Raw genomic sequence first — 15,938 nt, forward strand, 5'->3', positions numbered from 1 at the left:
TTTCTATCGCTGTTTTCCGGAAAATCCGGTTTACGTGCGCAATCGGGGCGGTCACTGTTGTTGCAGCATCAGGGCCCGCTTTTCGCAGGCGTCTTGCAGTCGGAAAGAGAGTTCGTCGATATCCACCGGCTTGATCAGATAATCGAAGGCCCCCTGCTGGATGCCCTCCAGGGCCGCCTCGGTGCGGGCGTGCCCGGTCAGCAGAATCACCTCCGGCGGATCGTCCCCTTTTTTGATTTCCCGCAACACCGCCAAACCATCCATGCCGGGCATCATCACGTCCAGTACCACCCCTTGGAAGCGGTGCTCACGGAGCAGCGCCAGTGCACCGGCGCCATCGGACGCAACGGCGATGTCGAACCCTCGCAACCGAAGCCGTTCGGCCAGGCTCTCCACGAACTCGGCTTCATCGTCGACCAGCAGAATGTTGAATTTGCCCATGGCCTTTCTCCTTTAAAGGACGCCTCCTCCCGGTGGCCTGGAAAGCGCCGAATATCTTTATAGTGAGTACTCAGTATAATAATCAGACCCAAAAATGAAAGTCAACAGGAAAAACGACCCTCGCAGAGGCCCCTTGGCATTGTAAATTTAATCAACTATTTCAGTATCTTTTTATAATCCATGAGGAAATATCGGGCGGGCGACCGGTAAATTTTCCGGCCGTTGGCTCGGGCCGTCGCGACCCGCAAGGGAGTTGCATGAGTGGAAAAGTTGCTGCCGGGGACGGCAGCCGATCGGTTATGCCTTGCGCAGCATGCGGCGGCAGTTGATCACCAACTGTTCATAAAGGGCGCTGGCATCATATAAATTGAAGGTCTTCAGACGGGCAATGCCGTCGACCATGGCAAAAACGATGAAGGCGGTCTTGCCGGCCGGCAGGTCTGCGATGGAGCCGTCGGCCTGGCCGCGGGCGATGGCCTTTTGGAAGGTGTCCAGGATGAAATTGTAGATGCCGGAAAATTCCTTGCCGAACACGGGGTTGCCCAGCGCCATTTCGTAGGCGTCGTATCGGTGCAGGATCAGAAACAGCTCTTCGCGCGTGCCGACCAGGTAGAGATAGTAAAAGATGCTGCCCTCGATCATCTCCAATCCGCTGGCAAATCGCTTTTCGGCAAAAAAGTCCTCGAAGGCGCCGATGAGCGTTTGCCGCAGGTTTTCCAGAATGGCCAGGAACAGCTCTTCCTTGGTTTTGAAATGGTAATAGATGGTGCCTTCCGCCACCCCCGTCAGCTTGGCCAACTCGGCGATGGCGGTGTTGCGGTAGCCCTTTTCGGAAAAGAGGCGCGTAGCGGTTCGCAGAATGTCGTCTTTCTTGGACATGAACGGATCCTGTGGGTCTCGATGGGTAGTTACAAACGCCCCCTGCAATGGATGTACCGCATATTGCCACGGATCGAGACGGTTGTCCACCAATCGGGCACCGGAATTGCTACACCCTTATATTGTAACGCTTGAAGGCCATGGTAAGGCCGCAAAACCCCTTTTTCGCACCCGCACACGTCCGCAATCGGTTGTCCGTCGGGCGCGCTGTTTCAAATTGAAACATATTTGTGGCCGCCAATCCCGGCCCGTTACAACATCGCAACACTTGTCCCGGGAGAATTTGATTCATTCTGAAACACGCACTGCGCATTCGCGGCGCCGAGGGGAAAAACACAAAGGAGTGGCCCATGCAACCGTTGGTCATGGTCGTGGACGATGAAGAGAAGGTCCGTAAATACCTGTCGCGCCTTTTGCAAAAGCGCGGTTTCACGGTGGAAACGGCGGCCGATGGCGAAGCGGCCCTGGCCCTGCTGGCGGAGCGCGATTTCGATGTGGTGCTGCTGGATGTGCTCATGCCGGGCCTGGACGGCATTGCCGTGCTCAAGGAGATAAAGCAGCGCCGCCCCCTGACCGAGGTGATCATTCTCACCGGCAACGCCTCGGTCAACACCGGCGTGGCGGGCTTGCAGCACGGTGCCGTCGATTACCTGCTCAAGCCGGTGAACCTGGACAACCTCATGGTGTGCATGGGCGAAGCCCTTGAACAGCGCCGTTTCCGTCAGAGCCAACCGCCCCATCGGCCGCAAAAGGGGGGGTAGCGCGCCATTGGTGGATGTGTGTTTCCGAAACACGCTTTGGCGACAAACCCAAACCGTGTTTCAAAATGAAACTGCCGTACGCCACGGATCTGTTTCGGATTGAAACTGTTTCAACCGGAAGTAGGGCCATGATTTACCCAACCATTGGAATTTGTAAGGTTTGCCGACATGGAATGCTTATTGAAACTGCCATGGTGGCCCGAGGTCGCGCATGGGGTCGACCGGCACGGCGCAATACCGCATCGCATCGGACGATCCGGCCAAGGCAGCGACCGTTTTTGTTTCGGGAGGAATGGTGACCGCCTACTTGATACCCATAAAGGAACTTTCGCCTCCGGCCTTGGCGGCGGTGCGTTTCGCCTTGGAGTTCGGCAAGCGCAACGGCGGGGTCTTCTACTGCCTCTTCGTGACGGAGCGTGACTCTGCCGGCAGTGCTGCCGGGGCCCTGGATGCCGCCGGCCCTCCCCGGCCGGCCGACGCCAAGCCCTCCGATCCGCTGCGCCGGACCCTGGAAGGCCAAATCGCCCAGGCGCGGGCGGACGCGGGTTTGCAGATCGAATGTGTGCAACGCCAGGGGGATTATTTGCAAGAGGTGCGACAGTTCGTGCGGGATCACCACATTGCCGAAATCATCCTGGGTTTGCCCGAGGATGCCCGCGACAGTCGGGCCAAACCCCATCCCGATGCCCTGCTGCTGCACCAGTTGACCCACTGCCGCATCTTAACCGTCAAACCCAAAACAAAGGAACCCGACCCCTCATGGAGCCCATCGTCCTGAATACGGAAATCGCCCTTGTACTCGGCATCATCGCACTGGCGGTGTTTCTCTTCATCGTGGAATGGATCCGGGTGGATATGGTGGCCATACTGATGACCGTTTTGCTGCCGATCCTCAACCTGGTCACTCCCAAAGAGGCCTTTTCCGGCTTCAGCAGTAACGCGGTGATCTCCATCATCGCCGTGATCATCATCGGCGCCGGACTGGACAAGACCGGCTTGATCAACCGGGTGGTCCAGCCGGTGGTGAAAATCGCCGGCAACAGCGCCTCCCGGGTGGTCATCGCCATGGGCGCCACGGTGGCGATCATCTCCAGCTTCATGCAGAACATCGGCGCCGCCGCCCTGTTTCTGCCGGCCATCCGCCGGGTCGGCAAATCCATGCATCTGCCTTTGTCGCAGATGTTGATGCCCATCGGTTTTTGCGCCATTCTGGGCGGCACCATCACCCTGGTGGGATCGAGTCCCCTGATCCTGCTCAACGACCTGCTCCTGCCATATCAACTGAAGCCCTTCGGATTGTTTGACGTCACGCCGGTCGGACTGGCCCTGGTGGGTGCCGGCATCGCCACCTTCATTCTGTTCGGCCGCTTCGTGCTGCCCAAAGAAAAACCCGACGCCCGCAGGGAAGCAATGCCCACCCAAGCCACCGCCTACGAGGATATCGGCGAGGTTTTCGAGCTGCAGGCCCCGGCCGATCTCACCGCTTTCCGCGAGCCGATCTCCGTAAAACAGCTGCGCGACACTTACCAGGTCAACGTAGTGGCCTACGCGGGGCGGGATCGTTTGAAAATGATGACCCTGCCCCCCGACTTCGAGATCCGGGACAACAGCCACCTGGCCGCCTTCGGCAAGGCGGACAACGTCCGCCGTTTGGCCGATGACCATGGCTTCACCGTCAAGGAGGGGCTCCAATTGTTCAAGGAGGACTTTTCCCAGGACCGCTTCGGCATCCTGGAGGCGGTGGTGGCGCCCCGTTCCGAGCTGATCGGCAAAACCCTGCGGGATGTCCACTTCTGGGAGCAGTACCAGGTCAACCCGGTGGCCCTCTACCGGGCCGACCAAGTGTACCTCAGCGGCCTGTCCAGCATGGTGCTGCGCTCGGGGGACTCCCTGGTGCTGGAGGGCAGTTGGGACCGGTTCAAGATTCTGGAGGAGAAGCACAACTTCATCTTCACCACCCCGGTGGGCGAAGTGCTCAAGCCTGAAAAGGCCCTGGCGGCCGGTTTCTGGCTGGCCGCCGCCCTGGTGATGATCATCGTTTTCAAAATGCAACTGTCCGTCTGCCTGATGACCGGTGCCTTTGGCATGATTTTGTTCCGGGTGCTCTCCATCGACGAGGCTTACCAGGCGGTGGATTGGCGCACCGTGTTTCTGCTGGCCGGCCTGATTCCCCTGGGCATCGCCACCCAGAAGTCAGGGGCGGCCGGATGGATCGCCCAGACCGTACTCGGGCTCATCGGCGATGTCTCGCCCATCGGCCTGTTGACCGCCATCGCCGTGTTGTCCACCTTCTTCACTTTGGTGATTTCAAACGTGGGGGCCACCGTCCTGCTGGTGCCCCTGGTGGTGAACATGGCCCTGGCCACGGGCACCGATCCGCGCATGGCCGCCCTGGTGGTGGGGTTGGCGACTTCCAATTCCTTCATATTGCCCACCCACCAGGTCAATGCACTCTACATGGGGCCGGGCCGGTACCGCAGCGTCGATTTCATGAAGGCCGGGGGCCTGATGACGGTGGTCTTCATCGTGGTGCTGATCGCCATGCTGGTGCTCTTTTACGGCATATAGGACCGGCGCTTTTTCTCGAAGACAAAAGATGAACAACCTTTTTACGATAAACCGATTGCAAAATCCCATTCCGAGGTGCAACCATGTCCATTGTCGCCATCATCTCCCGGCATGGCCGGGAAAGTGCCGCCATTGCAGGCTTCACCGCCTCCCGCCTGGGCTACCGCCTGGTGCTGATGGAGGATCTGGTGAAATCCGCGGCCCAACGTTTCCAGATTTCCGAGGCGGACCTGTTCCGTGCACTTAAAGAACCCCCCGTGTTGCAACGATTGAACACCAAACCGCTGCGTAAGCACATCGCACTGCTGGAACAAACCCTGTGCGAATTGATGGCCGGCAATCAGATGGTGTTTTGCGGTTACCTAGGATATCCCATCTTTCACGAGATCTCCCATGTCCTCAAAGTATTGGTGCTGGCCCACCCGGCAGCCGAGGCCCATCCCACCACCCCCCCCGAAACAACCAGCAGCAACGGCCGCGGCCAGGTGCGCAAAGGCAGGTGGTTCCAGCGTGTCTATAATGCCCGTCTGGACGATCCCAACCTTTACGATTTGACGCTGAACCTGGATCACATGAGCACCGAGGAAGCGGCCGATGTGATCGTCAACACCCTTGGACAGCAGCGCTTCCGCCCCATGACCTATTCGATGAACTGCATGGGCAACCTGGAACTGGCCTGCCAGGTCAAATCGACCATCGTGGATCAAGTGCCCGACGTTGAGGTCAAAGCCCATGACGGCACGGTATATATCTACGCCAAGGCCTTCAAGCGGGGCAACCGCCGCAAGGCGCTGCAGATCAAGGAGTCGGTCATGCACATGGAAGGGGTCAATTATGTGGAAGTGATCGGCGAAAAAGAGTTGTTCGAAGGCATGTAACGGCACCCACATTCATTGCCGGGCGGCGCCCGGCCTATCGCACAGGGAGAGAGCCATGAAACGCCCGACCGTTTTACTGATCGATGACGAACCCATTGTGGGCCAACGCCTCAAGGGCACCCTTGAAAAGCTGGGTTGCGAGGTGGATGTGTTCCAGGACCCCGGCAAAGCCCTTGACCGCATTCGGGAAAAGGGGTTTGATATTATCGTCACGGATGTGATGATGCCCGATGTCAACGGCATTCAGATTCTCGAAGCCGCCAAGGCGGTCAATGCCGATGCCAAGGTGATCATCATCACCGGCTTCGCCACCAGCGACCTGGCCCGCGAATGCATGGAAAAGGGGGCCTTCGACATGATCGCCAAGCCCTTCAAACCCAGCGACCTGCGGTCCATGGTGGTGCGTGCCGCCACGGAAATGGGGTTCACGGATATACAGGAGCGTTGATCTTCGTGTGGTTCTTCAACAGCACCCCCACCCATGACGAGCGGGACGATTTGCTGGGCCGGCCAAGCTTCAACTTTCGGCTCCAGATCATCCTCGGTTTTTTCACCTTTTTCATCCTCTCGGTGGTGATCACCATCGGTGCCATGCTGACCATCAGCCGCATCGAGCGCAAGATCGAAACGGTGTCGACCTGGGAGCGGTTCCTCTACAACATCGAGCAGGCGCGGCGCTGGGAGAAGAACTACTTTCTCTACGGCACCAATTTGGACGACGCCCTGGAAAGCACCGCCAACGCACAGGCCATCTTGAACGAAAACCTGCACTACTTGGAGCAAATGTCCATTCCCTGGCCCAAGGAGGAGCTCATGCGGGACCTGGCGTTGTATCAAAGCAGCCTTAAAATGCTAGCGCCCATATCCCTGCAAGAGTTCAATACCGCCGACGGACGCATGGCCGTGGAGGCCGACCTGCGGCGCTACGGCGCACAGGTCGTCACCGAAGCGGCCGCCTTGGCGGCCAAAGAGCATGAATTGATCGCCAAGTGGCTCAATATCGTGCAAAAAGTGCCGGTCTACTTTCTGATCTTTCTCTTTTTTCTGATGATCTACGTGGCCCGTTTTTTATCGCTGCGTTTCATGCAACCGCTCAAACAACTGGTGCAACACACGCAGCGCATCGCCAAGGGCGATTTCACCCCCGTCAAGCCGGCGCGCAAGTACCGGGACGAGTTCACCACGGTGGAGGTGGCCATCAACCGCATGCTGCGGGAGCTGGAAAGCCGCCAGAACTCACTGATCGAATCCCACAAGCTTCGCGCCGTGGGCATCCTGACCGCCGGCGTGGCCCACGAGCTGAACAACCCGCTGAACAACATCATGCTCTCGGCCCACTCCCTGCTGGAAGAGTATGATGAGTTGTCCAAGGACGAGCACACCGAGATGATCACCGACATCATCCAGGAAACCGACCGCTCGCGGGCCATTGTCCACAACCTGCTCGATTTCACGCGGGAGAACAAGTCGGTGATGCAGCCCCTGGACCTCTCCCTGTTGTTGAACGAAACCGCCAAGCTGGCCTTCAACCAGGCCCGGGTGCGGGGGGTGGCCATCCAGCTGGACATCGAACCGGAGCTGCCCGCCATCCGGGGCGACCGGCAGCAGTTGAAGCAAGTGTTTCTGAACCTGGTGCTCAACGCCCTGGATGCGGTGAACAAGGGCGGTCGCATCCAGCTCAAGGCCCGCAAGCAGCCCAACCACCGGATCATCGTCGAGGTCGAGGACAACGGTTGCGGTATTCCTCCCGAGGTACTGCCCAACATCTTCGACCCCTTCTTCACCACCAAGCCGGTCGGCAAGGGCACCGGCCTGGGACTGTCCGTCTCTCACGGCATCATCAGCAACCACGGCGGCCGCATCGAAGTGGCCAGCGAGCAGGGGCGCTACAGCCGATTCACGGTCACCCTGCCCTGGGGGGCGACCCAAACAGCCGCCACCAGCGATCAACGGCAACCACAGGAAGGCGCTTCGTGACCTCCCCGGCATCATCGCTGCCCCCCTTGACCATCGCCGTCGTTGAGGATGAGGCCGTCGCACGCAAACAGATCGGCCGCATCCTGGCGCGCCGCAATTTCCAGGTGACCCTCTACGAAGATCCGATCCAGGCCCTGCGCGGTTTGCAAGCCGCGCCCGCGCAGATCGTGCTCAGCGACATCCGCATGCCCCATATGGACGGCTTGACCCTGCTGCAACGCATCAAGGCCGCCGCACCGACCACCGAAGTGGTGCTGTTCACCGGTTACGCCGCCATCGACGACGCGGTGCAGGCCATCAAGCACGGGGCCTTCGACTATATCGAAAAACCCTTGACCCCCGAAAAGATCATGGCCGTGCTGCAGCGTGCCGCGGACAAGCTGGCCCTGCTGGCGGAGAACAAGCAACTGCGTGAAGAGCTGCTCAAAAAGGACAACACCCGCGAGATCCTGGGCATCAGCCCCCACATCCGGGAGCTGATCAAAGTGATCAACAAGGTGGCCCGCATCGACTGCAACGTGTTGATCCACGGCGAAAGCGGCACCGGCAAGGAGCTGGTGGCCCGGGCGATTCACAACGGGAGCCTGCGCAAACACAAACCTTTCGTGGGGTTCAACTGCGGCGGCTTTGCCGAAGAGCTGATCGCCAACGAGTTGTTCGGCCACGAAAAGGGCGCTTTCACCGGCGCCGACAGCGTCAAACAGGGGCTTTTCGAAGCCGCCGCGGGCGGCACGGTGTTTCTGGATGAAATCGGCGAGATGGCCTTGCCCACCCAGGTGAAATTGCTGCGGGTGCTGCAGGAACGGCAAGTGCTGCGGGTGGGGGGCAACAAGTCTATTCCGCTGGATATCCGTTTGATTTCAGCCACCAACAAGGACCTGGAGCACGAAGTGCAGGCCGGCCGTTTCCGCGAGGACCTCTTCTTCCGTCTCAAGGTGGTGGTGATCCGCACCCCGCCGCTGCGCGATCGCCCGGAGGACATCCCCTTGCTGGCCGACCACTTTCTGCGGGCTTACAATCGGCTTTACAACAAAGCCTTCGAAGGGTTCACCCGCAAAGCCGCCGACCTGCTGCTGCGCTACCCCTTTCCCGGCAACGTGCGCGAATTGGAGCACATGGTCTGCAGCGCCGTGGCCCTGGGAGAAGACAAGTGGGTCGATGCCGCCGACCTGCCCGAAGATCTCAATCTGCTGGAAGTGGACACCGTCACCACCGACCCTCTGTCCACCCTGGCCGAACAGGAAAAGGCCCACATCATCCGCGCCCTGGAGGCCACCAATTACAACAAGGTACGCACCGCCAAAATCCTCGGCATCCCCCGCACCAGCCTCTGGCGCAAAATGAAAAAATACGGGGTGGACGAACTGCGCCCAAACGGGTTATAACCGTCTAAAAAGATGACGATTGCAACCCATGCCGCCACACAAGCCCCAAAACGCCGCAGCACCCGCCGGCGCCGCCGATTATGATGTGATCATCGTGGGCGCCGGGCCGGCCGGGCTGTTCGCCGCCCACGCCCTGTGCGAACAAGGCCACCTCAAGGTCCTGATCCTGGACAAGGGCAAGGCGCCCGACCGGCGCCGATGCCCCATGCTGCTGACCGCCGTCGCCTGCCAACGCTGCAAACCGTGCAACATTCTGTGCGGCGTCGGCGGCGCCGGGCTCTTTTCCGACGGCAAACTCAACTACATCCACAAGCTGGGCAAAACCGACCTGACCCAGTTTCTGCCCCTGCCCGAGGCGCGTGCCCTGATCGATGAAACCGAGGCGATCTTCAACCGCTTCGGCATGGACGGACCGGTCTACCCCACCGACATGGCGGTGGCCGAAGCGATCCGCAAAAACGCCAAGCGCTACGGCATCGACCTGTTGCTCATCAAGCAAAAGCACCTGGGCAGCGACCATTTGCCCGGCCACATCGGCGCCATGGCCGATCATCTGCGCCGCAAAGGCGTGGCGTTGCACACCTCCGAGGAGGTGCGCACGGTGGAGGTGGCCAACGGCCGGGTGCAGGGGGTGCGTACGGCACGGGGTGCGTACCGCGCCCCCCATGTCATTCTGGCGCCCGGCCGGGCCGGGGCGGACTGGATGGGGCGACTGGCCGAGCAACTCCAATTGGGCGTCACCCAAAGGGGTATCGAAGTGGGCGTGCGGGTGGAAGTGCACAACGACATCCTGCACGACCTGTGCAGCGTGATCTACGACCCCACCTTCTTCATCCAGACCCGCAAATACGACGACCAGACCCGCACCTTCTGCACCAACCAGGGCGGTTTCGTCGCCCTGGAGAACTACGCCCGCTTCGTGTGCGTCAACGGCCACGCCTACCAGGACCACAAATCGGAGAACACCAACTTCGCCTTCCTGTCCAAGGTGGTGCTCACCGAACCGGTCACCGACAACCAGGCCTACGGCGAGGCCATCGGCCACCTGGCCACCCTCATCGGCGGCGGCAAACCCATCCTGCAGCGGTTCGGCGATCTCAAGCGCGGCCGCCGCAGCACTTGGCCGCGCATCCAAAAAAGCTACATCCGCCCCACCCTGACCAACGTGGTGTGCGGCGACATCGCCATGGCTCTGCCCGAGCGGATCCTGACCAATATCATCGAGGGGCTGGAGCAGCTCAACCGCGTGGTGGTGGGTGTGGCCAACGACGAAACCCTGCTCTACGCGCCGGAAATCAAATTCTTCGCCACCCAGGTCGAAACCGACGCCCACCTGGAAACCGCCGTCCGGGGGCTCTACGTGGCCGGCGACGGCCCCGGCGTGGCCGGTAACATCGTCTCCGCCGCGGCCACCGGCCTGATTCCGGCCAAAGCCATCCTGGAATAGGGGGGACGCCCTTTATATTTTTATATTTCTGCCTTTTTGGGCAGAAATATAAAAATATAAAGGGCGTCCCCCCGTCAGTACTCGTGAAAGGGCGTCCCCTCCTGAGCACCTGTTTACATTTTACCCGCAAACGCCTATTTTGCCCCCATGAGAATCACCAAGACCCAATCGGCGCCCGGCGCCGGCATGCGCACCTCGCCCTGGCTCATCCTGGGCGCCGCCCTGATTCTGCTGATCGTGGTGGTGGTGCTGGCATTGCAGAACATCCAACGGGACCACCGCCACATGACCGAAGTGCTCAGCGCCCGCGGGGTGGCCTTGATCCGGGCGGTGGAGGCCGGCGCGCGCACCGGCATGACCGGCATGATGTGGGGCGGCAACCAGGTGCAGCGGCTGCTGGAAGAGAGCGCCCTGCTGCCCGAGGTGCTCTACATCGCCTTGATCTCCGCCGACGGCACGGTGACGGCCCACAGCGACCCGGAACGAATCGGACGGCCTCTCCATCCTCACCTGGACGCGCTTGCTTTGTCTGATGACCTCGAAGAGCAGAAAATACCACTGGTGCTAGAAGACGGGCGATCGGCCTTCGAGGTGCTGCGCCCCTTCCGGCCCCTGATACCGCCGCGGCGCGGCCGCAGCCCCGGCATGGAAGCCATGCATCGCCGTCGCATGTTGCCGGATTATGCACCCTGGGGCGATAGCGCCGCGCAGGGAGACCGGTTCATCGCCGTCGGCCTGGACATGCAGCCGCTGGAAGAGATGGTCGAAGGCGCGGTGCGCCACACCATCGCCATGTCCGCCGGACTGCTGTTGCTGGGATTCGCCGGGTTCGTATCGCTTTTCTGGATGAACAGCTACCGCGCCACGCGGCGCTCGCTGCAGGACACCAGCGCCTTTGCCGATCAGGTGGTCACCCATCTGCCGGTGGGGCTCATCGCCACCGACCGCCTGGGGCGCATCGCTTTTTTCAACGCCGCCGCCGAGGCGCTGTTCGGCGCTCCGGGCCGCCAAGCCCTCGGCATGACCCCGCAAGCGGTGCTGCCCCAACCCTTGTGCGACCTGCTCACACAACTGGAACAAGGGCAGGCGATCAACGACCGGGAAATGAACATCGACGTGCACCCGGACCACAGCGTGCCCATCAGCGTCAGCGCCACCCGCATTTTCAATGAAGCCGGGCAGTTCGTGGGTCACGTGCTGATCGTGCGGGATCTGGGGGAGTTGCGGCGCCTGCAGGCCGAGGTGCGGCGTCAGGAGAAGCTGGCCGCCTTGGGCGGCATGGCCGCCGGCATGGCCCATGAGATCCGCAACCCGCTCAGTTCCATCAAGGGGATGGCCACCTACTTCGCCGGCAAGTTCCCCGCCGACAGCCCCGACCGCGAAGCGGCCCGGGTGATGTCCCGCGAGGTGGACCGCCTCAACCGGGTGATCAGCGACCTGCTGGCCTTCGCCCGGCCCTCCGACGTGGCGCCGCGGCGCAGTGACACCAACGCCTTGATCGAGCGTTCCCTGCAATTGGTGCAGCAAGATGCCGCCGCCGGGGGCATCACCATGCAAACCGACTTGGCGGCCGACCTCTGCGCGGCCCATGTCGACCCCGACCGGCTGGCCCAATGCCTGCTCAACCTCTACTTGAACGCCATCCAGGCCATGGCGCCGGGAGGCCGCCTGAGCGTCGCCAGCGTCCCGGCCGGGAAGCACCGGGTGCGCATCGACATCAGCGACACCGGCAGCGGGATCGCCGCGGCGGACGCTGACAAGATCTTCAACCCCTACTTCACCACCAAGCCCAAGGGCACGGGGCTGGGCCTGGCCATCGTGCACAAGATCATCGAGGCCCACGGCGGGCGCATCACCTTCGACAGCGTTCCCGGCCAGGGCACCCGTTTCACCATCACCCTGCCCTGCGCGGACGACGTCCCTTCCCCATCGGAGGCCGCAAATGAATGAAACCATCCTGGTGGTGGATGACGATCCGGGCCATCTGACCACCCTCAAGACCTTGATCACCAGTTGGGGCTACCGCGTGGAAGGCGTGGACGACGGCACCGGCGCCGTGGAACGCATCCAGCAGGGACCGGTGGACCTGATCCTGATGGATGTGCGCATGGCCCGCATGAGCGGCATCGACGCCCTCAAGGAGATCAAGGCCTACAATCCGGCCATTCCCATCATCATCATGACCGCCTACTCCTCGGTGGCCTCGGCGGTGGAGGCCCTCAAGGCCGGGGCCTACGACTACCTGATCAAGCCGCTGGATTTCGACGCGCTAAAAATCAGCATCACCCGCGCCCGCGAGCATGCCGGCCTCAAGGCCGAAAACCGACAACTCAAGGCCAAACTGGGGGCCGGGTTCCACGCCGACAACATCATCGGCCGAAGCCCGGCCATGAAGGCCCTGCTGGACACCCTGGCCATGGCGGCGCCCGCCGAGGCAACGGTGCTGATCGCCGGCGAGAGCGGTACCGGCAAGGAGCTGATCGCCCGCTCCATCCATTTCAACAGCCCGCGGCGGGACAACCCCCTGGTGGTGGTCAACTGCGCGGCCATCGCCGAAACCCTGTTGGAATCGGAACTGTTCGGCCACGAAAAAGGGGCCTTCACCGGCGCAGACCGGACCCGGCCGGGCCGCTTCGAGCAGGCCGACGGCGGCACCCTCTTTCTGGACGAAGTGTCCGAAACCACCCCCACCATGCAGGCCAAGCTGCTGCGCGCCATCCAGGAGCGGGAAGTCCAAAGGGTCGGCGGCCGGCAAACCCTGCACGTGGATGTACGCATCCTGGCCGCCACCAACCGGGACCTGGCCAAGGAGGTGGCCGAGGGCCGTTTCCGCGAAGATCTCTTCTATCGGCTCAACGTGATCACCCTGGAAGTGCCGCCCCTGCGCCGCCGCAGCGACGACATCCCCCTGCTGGCACAACACTTCCTGAAACGCTACGCCGCCAAGAACCGCAAAACGGTCAAAGGGTTCTCGCCCCAAGCCATGGACCTGCTGCTCAAACACGACTGGCCGGGCAACGTGCGCGAACTGGAAAACGCCGTGGAACGGGCGGTGATTCTGATGACCGGCGACTACATCACCGAAAAGGAGCTGCCCGCTACCATCGCGGCAGCCGAAGAAAAAAACGATATCGATCAGGCCAAGGGGGCCGCGGAAGCGACCGCCGCCGCGGTCGACCGCCCCCTGGAAGAAATCGAGCGGGAAGCGATCCTGGCGGCCGTGGCGGCCGCCGGCGGCAACAAAAGCGAGGCGGCCCGGCGCCTGGGCATCACCCGCAAGACCTTGCACAACAAGTTAAAGCAATACGGAGAAATGTAGCCCAATGACTTTGGAAGCATCCGCATCCCCCGACCCTATTCGCGCCCTGGGCCTTTGCTCCGGCGGCCTGGACAGCATGCTCTCGGCCCTGGTGCTTCGGGACCAGGGCATCCACGTGGAGTGGATCAACTTCGAAACCCCCTTTTTCAATGCCGACAAGGCACGCAACGCCGCCCGCCTCACCGGTGTACCCCTGCACGTACTGAACATCACCGAAGACTATCTGGCCATGCTCGCCGCACCGCGGGCGGGCTTCGGCAAAAACATGAACCCCTGCATGGACTGCCACGCCCTGATGTTCCGCAAGGCCGGCGAATTCATGCAGGCCCACGGCTTCGACTTTCTGTTCAGCGGCGAAGTACTGGGCCAGCGCCCCATGTCCCAAACCGCCTCCTCCCTGCGCTACGTGGCCAAGCACTCCGGATTCGCCGACCGCATCCTGCGGCCCCTGAGCGCCCAACGCCTGCCCGAAACCCCCATGGAAGAGCAGGGCCTGGTGGACCGCGGCCGGCTGCTGGATCTCAGCGGCCGATCACGCAAGCCCCAGATCGCCCTGGCGGCGCACTACGGGATCACCGACTACCCCGCCCCTGCCGGCGGCTGTCTGCTCACCGACCCCGGCTACTCGCGACGCCTCAAGGACCTGATGGACCACGACAGCCAACTTGCGCCCGGCGCCCTGCACCTGCTGCAGCACGGCCGCCACATGCGCCTGAACCCGACCACCAAGATCGTCGTCGGCCGCACCCAGCAGGACAACGAACAACTGGCGCAGCTTTACGATCCCCAGCACGATTTGCTGCTCAAAACCAATGGGCGGCCCGGCCCCACCGTCATTATGCCCGGCGGCGGCAGCCGGGAAATGGTCTTTCTGGCCGCCGCCATCTGCGCCGGCTACAGCAAAGCCCCCGAAACCAGCCCCACCCCAATCCAGGTCAGCGGCGCCGGACGCGATGACACCATCAGCGTGCTGCCGGTGCTGCCCGAAGAGGCACGCCGCTTCCTGATCACATGAGGAATGCGCGATAGGCTCAAAGGGCGGGCAGCGCCTGAACACCCTCCCGCAAAAGCCCCGCCAGCCGTTCCAGCTCCTCTCGGGGCGGGTGCTTGGCGGGCCAAGTGAGCGCAACCCCGTCGTCCACATGGCGGGGCAGTACGTGGAGATGAAAGTGGAAGACGGTCTGCAACCCCGCCGGCTCGTTGGCCTGCAGCAGGGTCATGCCGTCGGGATGAAAGGTCTGCTTGGCCGCCCGGGCCACCTTGGCGGCCGTCTGAAACGCCGCCGCCGCCAGGGCATCCGAAAGCCCGTAGATGTCGGCCACATGGGGCTTGACCGCCACGATCACATGGCCCGGGTTGACCTGGCCCAAATCCATGAAGGCCAGGGTCTGGTCGTCCTCGTACACCTTGGCGACCGGCACTTCGCCGGCCACGATACGACAGAATATGCAATCGGTCATCGGCCGCTCCTTCCCGTCAACGTCATCATGATCAACCGTTGGCCTGCTCCTTTTGCTTCTCGCAGCGACGCAGCTGCGCACGGGCGATGGCTTCCTGGTTGCGCCGAAGCTCCTCACCCGATTCGCAACGCAACCGCGGCACCGGCTTGGGCCGGTGGTTTTCGTCCAAACTGACAAAAGTCAAATAGGCCGAAGCAATGTGCCGCACATCAGCGCTGAGCAGGTTCTCCGCCTCCACCCGCACCCCGATCTCCATGGAGCTGCGGCCCACATAGTTCAAACTGCTTTTAAAGGTCAGCAGCTCCCCCACGAAAGCCGGGTTGTGAAAATCCAAACGATCGATGGAGGCGGTCACCACATTGCTGCGCGCATGGCGATGGGCCACGATCCCCGCGGCATTGTCGATATGCTTCATGATCACACCGCCGTGCACATTGCCCGCCGGATTGGTATCCCCCGGCAGGACCAAATGGGACACCACCAGGCTGCTTTGGCCTGCCGTTCGCTCCTCTTCCATACAACCCCCTCCTTTTTTCATCGTTACCCAATCGGCCACACCGGCCGCACATCCAACGCGACCCGACAAAACAACCTGCCGCCCTGTCGCCGCGTTCCATTGCAATGGCCCCATTATAGGGCCGGTCCCCCGATGCCGCAACACCTGCGCTGCCGGACCGACGCTGCCAGGACGGTAGACCAGCAGCACAAGAGCCGGAGGCATTCCTATTGGGATGACATGATTTGCGACACAAGGCGCGTTGTTCGAAAATCGATACTGATACTGGTTTTGTGGTGCGTTGAACGACCGCCGGCGGGTGGGTCC

15 protein-coding genes are annotated in these 15,938 nt (G+C 61.8%); 11 read left to right on the forward strand and 4 right to left on the reverse strand.

Features of this window, described 5'->3' with window-relative positions:
• Positions 1 to 51: 51 nt before the first annotated feature.
• Together MRX98_RS19390 and MRX98_RS19395 are read right to left on the reverse strand one after the other, a co-directional pair.
• Positions 52 to 441 (reverse strand): response regulator, encoded by a 390-nt coding sequence (locus tag MRX98_RS19390; protein ID WP_246914029.1) that lies wholly within the window; start codon positions 439 to 441, stop codon positions 52 to 54.
• A gap of 297 nt (positions 442 to 738) precedes the next feature.
• Positions 739 to 1,320, reverse strand: a complete 582-nt coding sequence (locus MRX98_RS19395) for a TetR/AcrR family transcriptional regulator (protein ID WP_246914031.1) — start codon at positions 1,318 to 1,320, stop codon at positions 739 to 741.
• 350 nt (positions 1,321 to 1,670) lie between these two features.
• Here MRX98_RS19395 and MRX98_RS19400 point away from each other — a divergent pair, with 350 nt between their 5' ends.
• From MRX98_RS19400 to MRX98_RS19450, 11 genes are all read left to right on the forward strand, one after another.
• On the forward strand, positions 1,671 to 2,081 hold the full coding sequence (locus MRX98_RS19400; protein WP_246914033.1) for a response regulator: 411 nt from the start codon (positions 1,671 to 1,673) through the stop codon (positions 2,079 to 2,081).
• Between the two features lie 211 nt (positions 2,082 to 2,292).
• Positions 2,293 to 2,859 carry a universal stress protein gene (locus tag MRX98_RS19405; RefSeq protein WP_246914047.1) on the forward strand — a complete coding sequence of 189 codons (567 nt, stop codon included), beginning with the start codon at positions 2,293 to 2,295 and terminating at the stop codon, positions 2,857 to 2,859.
• Complete coding sequence (locus tag MRX98_RS19410) at positions 2,841 to 4,649, forward strand: SLC13 family permease (RefSeq protein WP_246914049.1); 1,809 nt, start codon at positions 2,841 to 2,843, stop codon at positions 4,647 to 4,649. The genes MRX98_RS19405 and MRX98_RS19410 overlap by 19 nt, the downstream gene beginning before the upstream one ends.
• Before the next feature lie 83 nt (positions 4,650 to 4,732).
• A complete protein-coding gene (locus MRX98_RS19415; RefSeq protein ID WP_246914051.1) occupies positions 4,733 to 5,527 on the forward strand; it encodes a cytidylate kinase family protein in 795 nt (264 codons plus the stop codon).
• Positions 5,528 to 5,582: 55 nt separating this feature from the next.
• A complete protein-coding gene (locus tag MRX98_RS19420; RefSeq protein ID WP_246914053.1) occupies positions 5,583 to 5,975 on the forward strand; it encodes a response regulator in 393 nt (130 codons plus the stop codon).
• A gap of 5 nt (positions 5,976 to 5,980) precedes the next feature.
• Entirely contained in the window at positions 5,981 to 7,504 is a 1,524-nt protein-coding gene (locus tag MRX98_RS22215) for a sensor histidine kinase (protein WP_246914055.1), read from the forward strand.
• On the forward strand, positions 7,501 to 8,889 hold the full coding sequence (locus MRX98_RS19430) for a sigma-54-dependent transcriptional regulator (protein ID WP_246914057.1): 1,389 nt from the start codon (positions 7,501 to 7,503) through the stop codon (positions 8,887 to 8,889). The genes MRX98_RS22215 and MRX98_RS19430 overlap by 4 nt, the downstream gene beginning before the upstream one ends.
• A gap of 28 nt (positions 8,890 to 8,917) precedes the next feature.
• Complete coding sequence (locus MRX98_RS19435; protein WP_246914059.1) at positions 8,918 to 10,336, forward strand: NAD(P)/FAD-dependent oxidoreductase; 1,419 nt, start codon at positions 8,918 to 8,920, stop codon at positions 10,334 to 10,336.
• 147 nt (positions 10,337 to 10,483) lie between these two features.
• Positions 10,484 to 12,286, forward strand: a complete 1,803-nt coding sequence (locus MRX98_RS19440) for an ATP-binding protein (protein ID WP_246914061.1) — start codon at positions 10,484 to 10,486, stop codon at positions 12,284 to 12,286.
• Positions 12,279 to 13,655, forward strand: a complete 1,377-nt coding sequence (locus MRX98_RS19445; protein WP_246914063.1) for a sigma 54-interacting transcriptional regulator — start codon at positions 12,279 to 12,281, stop codon at positions 13,653 to 13,655. The genes MRX98_RS19440 and MRX98_RS19445 overlap by 8 nt, the downstream gene beginning before the upstream one ends.
• Positions 13,656 to 13,659: 4 nt before the next feature.
• Positions 13,660 to 14,670: a tRNA 4-thiouridine(8) synthase ThiI gene (locus MRX98_RS19450; RefSeq protein ID WP_246914065.1), complete on the forward strand. Its 1,011-nt coding sequence runs from the start codon at positions 13,660 to 13,662 to the stop codon at positions 14,668 to 14,670.
• Between the two features lie 16 nt (positions 14,671 to 14,686).
• On the opposite strand, the gene MRX98_RS19455 is transcribed toward MRX98_RS19450, so the two are convergent.
• Positions 14,687 to 15,115, reverse strand: a complete 429-nt coding sequence (locus tag MRX98_RS19455) for an HIT family protein (protein ID WP_246914067.1) — start codon at positions 15,113 to 15,115, stop codon at positions 14,687 to 14,689.
• A gap of 31 nt (positions 15,116 to 15,146) precedes the next feature.
• Complete coding sequence (locus MRX98_RS19460) at positions 15,147 to 15,632, reverse strand: acyl-CoA thioesterase (RefSeq protein WP_246914069.1); 486 nt, start codon at positions 15,630 to 15,632, stop codon at positions 15,147 to 15,149.
• Positions 15,633 to 15,938 lie beyond the last annotated feature (306 nt).

The organism is Desulfatitalea alkaliphila (assembly GCF_022968795.1).
GTDB lineage: Bacteria > Desulfobacterota > Desulfobacteria > Desulfobacterales > Desulfosarcinaceae > Desulfatitalea > Desulfatitalea alkaliphila.

Coding starts and splice junctions, on each gene's coding strand:
- MRX98_RS19390 (WP_246914029.1), bottom strand. CDS start 441: ATGGGCAAATTCAACATTCTGCTGGTCGACGATGAAGCCGAGTTCGTG.
- MRX98_RS19395 (WP_246914031.1), bottom strand. CDS start 1,320: ATGTCCAAGAAAGACGACATTCTGCGAACCGCTACGCGCCTCTTTTCC.
- MRX98_RS19400 (WP_246914033.1), top strand. CDS start 1,671: ATGCAACCGTTGGTCATGGTCGTGGACGATGAAGAGAAGGTCCGTAAA.
- MRX98_RS19405 (WP_246914047.1), top strand. CDS start 2,293: ATGGGGTCGACCGGCACGGCGCAATACCGCATCGCATCGGACGATCCG.
- MRX98_RS19410 (WP_246914049.1), top strand. CDS start 2,841: ATGGAGCCCATCGTCCTGAATACGGAAATCGCCCTTGTACTCGGCATC.
- MRX98_RS19415 (WP_246914051.1), top strand. CDS start 4,733: ATGTCCATTGTCGCCATCATCTCCCGGCATGGCCGGGAAAGTGCCGCC.
- MRX98_RS19420 (WP_246914053.1), top strand. CDS start 5,583: ATGAAACGCCCGACCGTTTTACTGATCGATGACGAACCCATTGTGGGC.
- MRX98_RS19435 (WP_246914059.1), top strand. CDS start 8,918: ATGCCGCCACACAAGCCCCAAAACGCCGCAGCACCCGCCGGCGCCGCC.
- MRX98_RS19440 (WP_246914061.1), top strand. CDS start 10,484: ATGAGAATCACCAAGACCCAATCGGCGCCCGGCGCCGGCATGCGCACC.
- MRX98_RS19445 (WP_246914063.1), top strand. CDS start 12,279: ATGAATGAAACCATCCTGGTGGTGGATGACGATCCGGGCCATCTGACC.
- MRX98_RS19450 (WP_246914065.1), top strand. CDS start 13,660: ATGACTTTGGAAGCATCCGCATCCCCCGACCCTATTCGCGCCCTGGGC.
- MRX98_RS19455 (WP_246914067.1), bottom strand. CDS start 15,115: ATGACCGATTGCATATTCTGTCGTATCGTGGCCGGCGAAGTGCCGGTC.
- MRX98_RS19460 (WP_246914069.1), bottom strand. CDS start 15,632: ATGGAAGAGGAGCGAACGGCAGGCCAAAGCAGCCTGGTGGTGTCCCAT.